At 51.1% G+C, this 6,707-nt stretch carries 7 protein-coding genes; 2 read left to right on the top strand and 5 right to left on the bottom strand.

Going from position 1 to position 6,707, the window contains the following annotated elements:
- Positions 1-522 precede the first annotated feature (522 nt).
- On the bottom strand, positions 523-705 hold the full coding sequence (locus JET16_RS14595; protein WP_199616989.1) for a winged helix-turn-helix transcriptional regulator: 183 nt from the start codon (positions 703-705) through the stop codon (positions 523-525).
- Between the two features lie 41 nt (positions 706-746).
- On the opposite strand from JET16_RS14595, the gene JET16_RS14590 reads away from it, so the two are divergent.
- Positions 747-923: a YybH family protein gene (locus JET16_RS14590; RefSeq protein WP_233531607.1), complete on the top strand. Its 177-nt coding sequence runs from the start codon at positions 747-749 to the stop codon at positions 921-923.
- Here the strand turns inward: JET16_RS14590 and JET16_RS14585 are convergent.
- Positions 920-2,242 (bottom strand): MFS transporter, encoded by a 1,323-nt coding sequence (locus tag JET16_RS14585; RefSeq protein WP_199617217.1) that lies wholly within the window; start codon positions 2,240-2,242, stop codon positions 920-922. The genes JET16_RS14590 and JET16_RS14585 overlap by 4 nt on opposite strands.
- Positions 2,243-2,504: 262 nt before the next feature.
- Here JET16_RS14585 and JET16_RS14580 point away from each other — a divergent pair, with 262 nt between their 5' ends.
- Positions 2,505-3,044, top strand: a complete 540-nt coding sequence (locus JET16_RS14580) for an NAD(P)H-dependent oxidoreductase (RefSeq protein ID WP_199616987.1) — start codon at positions 2,505-2,507, stop codon at positions 3,042-3,044.
- Between the two features lie 39 nt (positions 3,045-3,083).
- On the opposite strand, the gene JET16_RS14575 is transcribed toward JET16_RS14580, so the two are convergent.
- From JET16_RS14575 to JET16_RS14565, 3 genes are all read right to left on the bottom strand, one after another.
- On the bottom strand, positions 3,084-3,665 hold the full coding sequence (locus tag JET16_RS14575; protein WP_199616986.1) for a CGNR zinc finger domain-containing protein: 582 nt from the start codon (positions 3,663-3,665) through the stop codon (positions 3,084-3,086).
- A gap of 33 nt (positions 3,666-3,698) precedes the next feature.
- Positions 3,699-4,439 (bottom strand): MBL fold metallo-hydrolase, encoded by a 741-nt coding sequence (locus JET16_RS14570; protein WP_199616984.1) that lies wholly within the window; start codon positions 4,437-4,439, stop codon positions 3,699-3,701.
- A 326-nt stretch (positions 4,440-4,765) separates the two neighbouring features.
- On the bottom strand, positions 4,766-6,694 hold the full coding sequence (locus tag JET16_RS14565) for a TRAP transporter permease (protein WP_199617215.1): 1,929 nt from the start codon (positions 6,692-6,694) through the stop codon (positions 4,766-4,768).
- Positions 6,695-6,707: the final 13 nt, after the last annotated feature.

Genomic DNA, 6,707 nt, shown 5'->3' with positions numbered 1-6,707 from the left:
GAACAAGCGCACCTGTTCAATCGCCTTTTGTTTCACTCCGGCACAACGTAGTTCATCCGTGAACTATTGTGTTTCACTGTGGAACAAGCGCACCTGTTCAATCGCCTTTTGTTTCACTCCGGCACACCGTAGTTCATCCGTGACCTATCGTGTTTCACTGTCGAACACGCGCACCTGTTCAATCGCCTTGTGTTTCACTCCGGCACACCGTAGTTCATCCGTGACCTATCGTGTTTCACTGTCGAACACGCGCACCTGTTCAATCGCCTTGTGTTTCACTCCGGCACACCGTAGTTCATCCGTGACCTATCGTGTTTCACTGTAGAACAAGCGCACCTGTGCAATCGCCTTTTGTTTCACTCCGGCACAGCGTAGTTCATCCGTGAACTATAGTGTTTCACTGTGGAACAAGCGCACCCGTTCTGCCGTCACTTGTTTCGTTTGGAGCGACTGAGCATTAAATTCTTATGTTATAGACAAAAAAAACCACCCAATATTGCCGAGTGGATTTCCAAATTTCTCTTAAGTATCGTTCGTTTCTTTCTTTTTCAAAGCGACATAATGCTCGCCCGCTTCGACCATTCGTTCGAGAATAGGCTCCAAGCTTTTGCCAAACTCCGTTAACGCGTACTCCACCTTTGGAGGAACAGATGCGAATATAGTTCGCTGTACAATGCGGCTCTCCTCCAGTTCCCGTAGCTGCATAGTAAGAACATGCCTCGACACTTGGGGAATTAACCGTCGCCTTGATGCGGGCTCATTTTATCCTTGGTTTCACAGACGCGGACGGCAATCCGATTCAATTGCAAGGTCATACTTCGGAAATTGTAAGAAAGCAACCCGACGGAAGCTGGAAGTACATCGTGGATCATCCGTTCGGTTCGGATTTATTGGAACGGCTTCCAAGATTGGACCGCAATTAAGCAGGCATATTTTCCGATTTTTCAATCTTTCGGCCGCTGTGGGACCAGATAACGACCGGGATCAATAACAGTGAAAGGAAGCCGCCGGCAAGCGAGAGTGTCGCGAAACTGGAATGTGCCGCAACCATGCCGGAAAGCGCTCCGCCTGAGGCTCCGGCCAAAGCAATCAAGACATCGACCGTTCCTTGAGTTTTTGCGCGAGCGGCCGGATGAGTCGCATCCACAATGAGAGCTGTGCCGCTAATTAAGCCTAAGTTCCAACCAAGCCCTAGCAGCGCTAAAGCAGTGACCAGCAGCGGCATGGAACCGGCCGGCGCAACGGCGGCAACAGTTCCGGCAGCAAGCAAAATGGCGCCGGAAGCAACCGACATTGCGGTTCGTCCGACCTTGTCAACGAGGACGCCTGTTATGAGGGATGGAAGGAACATCGCACCGATATGAATTCCGATTACCAATCCTACGTCACCCAAACCATGTCCGTGGTGCTTCATATGTACCGGCGTCATTGTCATTATCGCGACCATAACGATTTGGGTTAACACCATTACGGTCACCCCGACCACGAGCCCTCTGCTGTTTGTTGATTGAATAGCCAAGTTTATGCTTGAGCGACCGCTCCGATCCGTTTCCTGCGCTTGAGCGATTGCTTTCGCCACAACGAACGGGTCCGGCCGAAGGAACACCAGAAATACCAGACCGGCAAGAGTGAACGCCGCAGCGCCTAATATGAAAGGACCTGCTAATGCGGGGATGCCTAGCGATACAGCAAATCCGCCCATTACATCAACCAAGTTAGGTCCCGCAACGGCGCCGAATGTGGTTGAAACCAATGCAATGCTGACTGCGGTTGCCCGCTGTGCGGGCTTTGCCAAGTCAGTACCTGCATAGCGTGCTTGCAGGTTTGTAGCCGTGCCTATTCCATAGACAAGCATGGAAGCAAGAAGAAGCGCAATATTTTCACCTACTGCAGCAACAATAACCCCGATCGCGCCAATGCCTCCTGCAAGGAAGCCGCCCGCGAGTCCCCATCGGCGCCCGAAGCGTTGAGAGAACCGCCCGACTAGCATTGCGCCGGCAGCGGAACCCAGCGTGAACAACGCGGAGGGAATACCCGCCAAGCTGTCCGTTCCGAACATCTCCTGGGCAAGGAGCGCTCCCACTGTAACGCCTGCCGCAAGTCCCGCTCCGCCGAAAACTTGTGCAATGACAACGATAAGCAGCGTCCGTTTATACAGCTTTTCCTGCATAACCGGAGAATCAATGTAACTCCGCAAACTCGATGTTTGGCTATCTATATCACTTGCAGGTTCATGCGACATCGCTTTGAACCACCTTTCCAATGTCATCCTAAAGCCGAATCCCTCATCTCTCTACTTTACCAAAATATATACAATACAAATAGTACTTTTGATTTACGTACTTATTGCGGCTAAACGTACTACCCCGAGATAGAGCAATACTCTACAGTACGTTTTTCAAGACTAAGTATGAATAAAGAGCGTACTTTTCAAAGATAAAAATCGAATCGATAATAGGGGGGTGTAAACAACATAATTTTTAAATAGCCAGGAGGACCATGAAATGAAGATTGTTACGATCGTTGCACATCCGAACTTAGAGATATCCCGCGCCAATCGAGCCTTGATGCATGAGTTGAATAATCATGAAAACATCGATGTCCGAGATCTGTATCGGGAGTACCCGGATTGGAATATTGACGTGGAGAAGGAGCAGCAATTGCTCCTAGTCTACGACCGTATAGTTTTACAATTTCCCTTTTTCTGGTACAGCTGTCCGCCGTTATTAAAAAAGTGGTTTGACGATGTATTTACGTATGGATGGGCTTTCGGACCGGGAGGCGAAAAATTGAAAGGGAAGGAATTTATAATTGCAACAACGACGGGAGGCCCGGAAAATTGCTATCGTGCCGGCGGGGACAATTGGTTTACGATCAGTGAATTTTTAAGACCGATCGAAAGAACCGTCACCAAGTGCAACGGTACTTTCCTTCCTTCTTTTGTTACCTATAGCGCTTCTCAAGGAACCGATGCCTATCTCTCTCAAGAAGCTAAAAGATATGCCGAACATATCCAATCCCCTTCAAGCTTGCTCGTGAATTAACAGGGTGATATTACGATGGCTATTATATTTATTGAGGGTTCATCTCCCTAAACGTTCTTTACGTCTAGCGTAAAACTCCGCCGCCTTCTGGCGGTTGCCGCATAAGTCCATGCTGCACCAGCGGCGCTTGCCGCTTTTGGATGAGTCTACGAAATGAATGATGCACGCCTCATGCTCGCACTTACGGATCCGTTCCGGCGGAAATTTGCCAATCGTCTCGACGAGGGAATTCAGCACCGCATAACCCACCCTGCCGGCTAGGCCCCGGCCTTCGTGGATAAGCGCAAGCCGATCTTCCCTAATGTCGATGCAAACGTCTACAACGAGCTCGCTTGATTTCTTCGCGAGCCTGGAGAAGGTTTGATCGGACAGCCGGCCTTCCGTAACTATATCGGAGATCGTATCCGTGCAAATTTCCCGTAGCAGTGCCAACTCATGCTCAATGGAGTCCGGAGTCGGAGCTTCATCGATTTCTCCGTTTAACAAGCCGTTCTCCTCCAGCCACCGCCGGATGTTCGCCGGCTCTTTGAGAACATCCGCTTTCTTCCCGTCTTGCATCATGATGGTATTGGCCAGATTAATCCACAGCGCGCCGCCGAGTGTAAACTTGTTTTGTTCCATTGATGATTCTTCTCCTTATGCTAAGTCACGGTATTACAAAGTAACGTTCTCTGTCGCCTTAATCATACTCAGCTTCACTTTGTCTTCCGCGGCTGCCGCAAGACGGGGCCCAATATCCGGCGTCTCATTGTAGATTGGCGGATAGTGCAGCGCTCCATAGTGAATCGGGACGAGCGTCCCGGCTTCGAGAATAGCCGCCGCGGAAATCGCCTGCTCAGGCGTTAAGCAGATTGGCTGAGAGCTGGACGCCATGCCCGGCAGTTCAAGAACGGCGCCGTTGACAGGCAGGAAAGCCGCATCGAAAGGTCCGTATCTCTTGGCAATCTTCCACCAATAGCCGTGCCACAACGTATCCCCGCAATGAATGACCTTACGGCCGGCTCCCTCAATAATCCAGGCTACCTGTATATCGCCGATCCCGTCAACGGAAAATGTCGCGGTTACAGTTATGCCGTCCCCAAGCTCGAATGACGAACCGACCGCTGCGCCGGTCACCTTCTCAAGACCGGCAGCCCGAGCGGCGTCTGCAACTTCAGCAGGGACATAGACCGGAACCGAAGCTCCGTATGCAGCGATAATCGCTTCGGGGTCGAAATGATCGTCATGCAGATGAGTTATCAATACGGCATCTGCTTTGCCGAAACTGTCCAGCGGATACATAGGCTCCCGCGAACCTCCGAACTTCTCGGGGATTCGGGTTATCGGATCGATAACAATCGCTGTATCACCTGCTAGTATGCGGATTCCTGCCCAGGGTAAACGTTGAAGCTTCATTTACAATCATCCTCTTTGCCTCTTTATTCTAACCTTTAAAATTTATATTTACCGGTTTATGATGTAATCATATCAGAACCCATATAACCTGTAAATATGTTTTTTAGAGGTTATACACCAACACGGGCCCGGCTTTTTGAACATAGTTACTGTTTGGCCTGGGTTAGAACCGAAAAGGGGCTGTCCCAAAAAGTTTGAGGTGACGGCCTCTTTTTCTTTGATCGGCGGTCCTTCTTAACGAAAGAGCAGTTGGACAGGGTTATCCTTGTCCGACTGCTCTTTGGATTTGGTCTATCGCGGCTCAAAATTAGTCAGCTCATCAATCATTATCCGGCAAGGCCCCTGCCGTGCCTCCTTCTCTGAACATACTGCAGCGTCAGCATGCCTCCGAGCGTACCAAACCCGACAAGATCGGTAACAAGTCCCGGGATAATGAGCAGAAGCCCCGCCGCTATGACGATTAACCTTTCGAAAGTATGTAACCGCCGCAGCCAGAATCCGATCATTCCCGCTCCGACACCGATCATGCCGATTACGGCGGTAACCGTCACGTTGGTCGCTTCGACCCACGTAGTATCGATAAGCAGCAGCTGAGGCTGGTAAACGAAGATGAACGGAATGATAAAGGCGGCAATCGCCACCCGTGTCGATTCCACGCCTGTTTTCAGCGGGTTGGAATCGGCAATGCCCGAAGCCGCAAAGGACGCTAACGCAACAGGCGGCGTAATATCCGCTGCGATACCGAAATAGAAGACAAACATATGAGCGGCCAACAGGGGAACGGGATAGTCCAGTGCAACAATAGCCGGCGCGGCAATCGTCGAGGTAATAATATAGTTGGCCGTAGTCGGCGTGCCCATGCCAAGCAGCAAGCTTGCCAGCATTGTGAGGATCAGCGTAGGCAGCAGCAGGCCGCCGGCCAGCTCCAACAGTCCGTTCGCGAATTTCAAGCCGATGCCCGTCAACGTGACGACGCCGACGATCATCCCTGCACATGCGGTTGCGGCAACCACGCCAAGAGCCGATCTAGCCCCGTCTGCCAGTGCCGATAAAATATCCCCAAACGACATACGCGTAGCTTTACGAACGGCACCTACCGCTATAACCGACAAAATACCATAGATCGCCGAGCGCATAGGGGACATGCCGGACATTAGGAATCCGATCATCGCAAAGATCGGGATCAATAAGTACAGCTTTTGCAAAACCTCCTTGCCCCCCGGCAGCTCTTCCGATCTAAGCCCCCTCAGTCCGAGCCGCTTCGCTTCAAAATGCACCATAATCCAAATCCCTGCAAAAAACAGCAGTGCCGGAATTAACGCGGCCAGCGCGACTTGGGAGTAAGGGGTGTTCGTGAACTCAGCCATGAGAAATGCAGCCGCGCCCATGATTGGGGGCATAATTTGGCCGCCTGTTGAAGAGGACGCTTCCACCGCTCCGGCAAATTCGCGCCTGTACCCGATCCGCTTCATCAGCGGGATCGTGAAGGCTCCGGAGGTCACCACATTAGCGACGGAACTGCCGCTAATCGTACCCTGCAAGGCGCTTGAGAAAATCGTCACCTTAGCCGGTCCCCCGATCCGCCTTCCCGCTACAAATAAGGAAAGATCGTTGAAGTAGCCGCCTACACTCGTTTTGTCCAAAAATGAACCAAATAAAAGAAAAAGAAAAATAAAGCTTGCGGAAACCATAAGCGGCGTTCCCAATATCCCTTCCGATGTAAAATACATCTGGCCGATCAACCGTTCAAGCGATACACCCCGGTGCTCCAGAAATCCAGGCATCTGATTGCCGTAATAAGCATAAAGCAGAAAAACTACCGTAATCGCCACGATTGGAACCCCAACCACACGGAGCGCAGCAATGAGAACCAGCACCACCGCAAGTCCGCCGACGATCATATCGGTTGTGGTAAAGCTGCCGATACGGTTAAACAGCGCCTCAAAGTTCAGAAGCCAGTATAGCCCTACTCCGATCCCTAGTGCCGCCAATAAATAATCGTACCACGGGATTCGGCCGCCCCGAGCTTTTTTCGTGGAAGGATATAAGAGAAAGATAAGACCTAATCCGAAAGAAAGGTGTACCGCACGATGCACTTGATCCGGTAACGGGGTAAAAAAGCTGACGTACAGCTGATACACCGAAAACAGTACGGCAAACGTGAATGTAACGGCTCTCATCGTTCCTTCAAGCCGCCGCAAAGCAAAATCAGGATCGTATTTGCCGATCATCTTCTGTATCTCTGCCTGGCTCATGGATTCCGGCACC

It is taken from the genome of Paenibacillus alkalitolerans, assembly GCF_016482785.1.
Classification (GTDB): Bacteria; Bacillota; Bacilli; order Paenibacillales; family YIM-B00363; genus Paenibacillus_AE; species Paenibacillus_AE alkalitolerans.
The sequence above is the reverse complement of the archived record's forward strand: the minus strand, read 5'-3'. Positions and strand labels throughout refer to the sequence as shown.